The 3,923-nt window shown below is 63.8% G+C and carries 3 protein-coding genes and 1 pseudogene; 3 read left to right on the forward strand and 1 reads right to left on the reverse strand.

What is annotated here, in order from left to right; all coding sequences use genetic code 11:
- Positions 1–223: pseudogene (locus EN994_RS21400) on the reverse strand (ribonuclease); the annotation flags it as partial.
- A gap of 183 nt (positions 224–406) precedes the next feature.
- Here EN994_RS21400 and EN994_RS21405 point away from each other — a divergent pair.
- From EN994_RS21405 to EN994_RS21415, 3 genes are all read left to right on the forward strand, one after another.
- A complete protein-coding gene (locus EN994_RS21405) occupies positions 407–1,339 on the forward strand; it encodes an alpha/beta hydrolase (RefSeq protein ID WP_063168497.1) in 933 nt (310 codons plus the stop codon).
- A gap of 99 nt (positions 1,340–1,438) precedes the next feature.
- Positions 1,439–2,614: a CaiB/BaiF CoA-transferase family protein gene (locus EN994_RS21410; RefSeq protein WP_063168498.1), complete on the forward strand. Its 1,176-nt coding sequence runs from the start codon at positions 1,439–1,441 to the stop codon at positions 2,612–2,614.
- On the forward strand, positions 2,611–3,923 hold a 1,313-nt coding region (locus tag EN994_RS21415; RefSeq protein ID WP_164746060.1), incomplete at its 3' end, for a thiamine pyrophosphate-binding protein. The genes EN994_RS21410 and EN994_RS21415, both read left to right, overlap by 4 nt.

Genomic DNA, 3,923 nt, shown 5'->3' on the forward strand with positions numbered 1-3,923 from the left:
GGATGAGATAATGCGTCGGCGTCTCCTTGTTGCCGGCAAGCAACTGATAGCTCTGCCCGGCATCGGTCGAGACATTGCCGGGGTTCTTGCCGTTCTTGATCGCTTGCGTCGCCGGACAGGCGGCGTCGGCGACGAAGCTGCCGCTCATCTTCACGTCGGCATGCGCGGCCCCGGCCAGCGACGCCGCCAACATGGCCAATCCGAAAACGACACCGATGCGCATGGAGAATCCCCGGCTGAAGAAGTGGGCGACAGACTGAAGCTGTCTCCATGTCAGAATTGCGATATTTTGCTGACCGAACGCAAGAAACATCGTCGCGAAAAGCGGGTTTGCCGGATTGACGCATAATGTGGGCCGGCGCAAACAAAGCCAACGACGACAAAAGCAAGGGCGGGACCAGGCGGCATGTCATTCAGCCAGCAGCGCGTGGTTGCCTCGCCGACCGGTGCCGAGCTCAATCTTTTCGTCAGGCAGGCCGATGGCCGGGCACGCGCCGTCGTCCAGATCAATCACGGGCTAGCCGAGCACGCAGCGCGCTATGCCCGCTTTGCCGATTTTCTTGGCTCGCGCGGTTTCGACGTCTATGTCCACGATCATCGCGGCCACGGCGCGACCAAGGCGTCCGACGCTCCGCTCGGCAGGTTCGCCGACAGGGACGGTGCCGCCAAGGTGATCGCCGACGTCGACGTCATCCATGATCTCATCGCCCGCGAACGGCCAAACAGACCGGTCATCCTGTTTGGCCATTCGATGGGTGCGTCGGTGGCGCTGAACTACCTGTTGCGCCACTCGCCACGCGTTCACGCGGCAGCAATCTGGAACGGCAATTTCTCCCAAGGCCCGCTTGGGCAGCTTGCGCTCGGCATCCTTGCCTGGGAACGGATGCGGCTCGGCTCCGACGTGCCATCGCGCCTGCTGCCGAAACTCACCTTCCAGGCCTGGGGCAAGGCGGTGCCCAATCACCGCACGCTGTTCGACTGGCTGTCGCGCGACGAAGCGGAAGTGGCGAAATACATTGCCGATCCCTTGTGCGGCTGGGACGCTTCGGTGTCGATGTGGCGCGACGTCGTCGGTATGGCGCTGAACGGTGGCAAGGATGCCGGCTTTGCCGGTATCCGGCGCGACCTGCCCGTCAGCATCGTCGGCGGCGAGAAGGATCCGGCTTCCGACTATGGCAAAGGGATCACCCATCTTGCCAATCGCATGCGCAAGATGGGCTTTTCGAATCTGGTTTCAAAGGTTTACGCCGACACCCGCCACGAAAGCCTGAACGAGGTGAATCGCGACATTATCATGGATGATTTCGCCGCCTGGGCCGACGAAGTCCTCAAAGCGTGACGGATTGGCCCATTGCAAGAGCCGTGACAGCCGTTGCAGGGCTTGATAGAGGCTCTGCTTTCGCAGCAATCGCAGTGATTGCGGCAACCACGGTGATCCATGGCTGAGCCCCCGCTGAAAGGCGTCCGCGTCGTCGAACTCGCCCGCATCCTTGCCGGGCCATGGGCCGGGCAGTTGCTTGCCGATCTCGGCGCCGATGTCATCAAGGTCGAGAGCCCCGATGGCGGCGACGACACCCGCAAATGGGGCCCGCCCTTCGTCATGGGCAAGGACGGCGAGAACCTGTCGGCCGCCTATTACCATTCCTGCAATCGCGGCAAGCGCTCCATCGCCATCGATTTCTCGACCCCGGAAGGCGCCGAGACGGTGCGCCGGCTGGTCGCCACTTCGGACGTGCTGATCGAGAACTTCAAGCTCGGCGGCCTGAAGAAATACGGCCTCGACTATGACAGCCTGCGCAAGATCAACCCGCGCCTCGTCTACTGCTCGATCACCGGTTTCGGCCAGGACGGTCCGTACGCACCGCGCGCCGGCTACGACTTCATCATCCAGGCCATGGCCGGCATGATGTCGATCACCGGCGAGGTCGGCCGCGAGCCGCAAAAGGCGGGCGTTGCCATCTCGGACATCTTCACCGGCCTTTATTCGGTCATCGCCATCCAGGCAGCACTGCGCCATGCCGAGCAGACCGGCGACGGTCAGCATGTCGACATGGCGCTTTTCGACACCCAGATCTCGGCGCTCGGCAACCAGAATTTGAACTATCTCGTCTCCGGCAAATCGCCGGTGCAGATGGGCAATGCGCATATGAACATCGCCCCCTACGAGGTGGTGCCGGTCCGGGATGGGCACATCATCCTGGCGGTGGGCAATGACGGCCAGTTCGCCAAATTCTGCGCTGCCGTCGGGCTGGACGACCTGCCTGCCAATCCCGACTTCGCCACCAATCCCGCCCGGGTCGCCAACCGGGCCAAGTTGCGCGAACGCATGGTCGAGGCGCTGAAGGTTTTTGACCGCGATCCGCTGCTGGCAAAGCTCGAAGCGGCCAGCGTGCCGGCGAGCCCGATCAACACGATCGGCCAGATGTTCGCCGACCCGCAGACGATCGCGCGCGGCATGCGGCTCGACCTGGACGACGGCCATGGCAATCTTCTGCCTTCGGTGCGCGCGCCGATGGTGATGTCGGGCACGCCGCTGGTCTATGAGCGCCCCTCGCCGCGCCTGGGCGAGCACACCCAAGAAATCCTTGCCGAACTGGAGAAGTCTGGACAATGAAGACTGGCGGACAACTCATCGTCGACGCTCTCGAAGCCAACGGCACCGACCGCATCTACTGCGTGCCCGGTGAATCCTATCTGGCGGTGCTCGACGCGCTGCACGATTCAGCGATCCGCACCATCGTCTGCCGCCAGGAAGGCGGTGCCGCCATGATGGCCGATTGCCACGGCCGCCTGACCGGCAAGCCCGGCATCTGCTTCGTCACCCGCGGCCCCGGCGCCACCAATGCCTCGGCCGGCATCCACATCGCCATGCAGGATTCGATACCCGTCATCCTGTTCATCGGCCAGGTCGCCGGCCACGCCAAAGAGCGCGAGGCTTTCCAGGAGGTGGATTACAAGAGGTTCTTCGGCGACATCGCCAAATGGGTAGTCGAGATCGACGACGCCTCGCGCATCCCAGAATTCGTCACCCGCGCCTTCGCCGTGGCGACATCGGGCCGTCCCGGCCCAGTGGTGATCTCGCTGCCCGAAGACATGCTGACCAGTGTCGTTGAAGCGCCCGTCGCCTTGCCGCACACACCGGTCGAAACGCGGCCCGGGGAAGCCGAACTCGATGCGCTTGAGAAATTGCTGGCCAAGTCCAAGCGGCCTTTCGTCATCCTTGGCGGCACGCGCTGGGACGCCGAGGCGGTTGCACAAATGCGCGCGATCGCCGAGGCCTGGTCGCTGCCGGTCGGCTGTTCCTTCCGCCGCCAGATGCTGTTCGATCATCTGCATCCGAACTATGCCGGCGATGTCGGCATAGGCATCAACCCGAAGCTGGCCACAGCGATCAAGCAGGCCGACCTCGTGCTGCTGATCGGCGGCCGCATGGGCGAAATGCCCTCCTCGGACTACACGCTGCTGAAAAGCCCCTACCCGGCCCAGACACTGGTCCATGTCCATGCCGATTCCGGCGAGCTCGGCCGCGTTTACAGGCCGGCATTGGCTATCAACGCCTCGCCGTCCGCCTTCGTCGACGCTTTCGCCAAACGCAAGCCGGCCTCCGCACCCGTCTGGGCAGCCGAGACGCCAAAGCTGCATGCCGCCTATCTCGACTGGTCGACACCACCCGAAAGCGGCCCCGGCCCGGTCCAGATGGGCCCGATCATGAACTATCTCGAAAAGATGCTGCCCGACGACGCCATCCTCACCAACGGCGCCGGCAATTATGCCACCTGGGTGCATCGTTTCCATCGCTTCCGCCGCTTCGCCACTCAAGGTGCGCCGACGTCAGGCTCGATGGGCTATGGCACGCCTGCGGCAGTCGCCGCCAAAGAGCTGTTTCCAGAGCGCACCGTGGTCGCTTTCGCCGGCGACGGCTG

The sequence above is a fragment of the Mesorhizobium sp. M7A.F.Ca.CA.002.09.1.1 genome (assembly GCF_003998555.1).
GTDB classification, from domain to species: domain Bacteria; phylum Pseudomonadota; class Alphaproteobacteria; order Rhizobiales; family Rhizobiaceae; genus Mesorhizobium; species Mesorhizobium ciceri.

What these genes read in the sequence shown, in the direction of transcription:
- EN994_RS21405 (WP_063168497.1), top strand. Translation starts at nt 407, where the DNA reads ATGTCATTCAGCCAGCAGCGCGTGGTTGCCTCGCCGACCGGTGCCGAG.
- EN994_RS21410 (WP_063168498.1), top strand. Translation starts at nt 1,439, where the DNA reads ATGGCTGAGCCCCCGCTGAAAGGCGTCCGCGTCGTCGAACTCGCCCGC.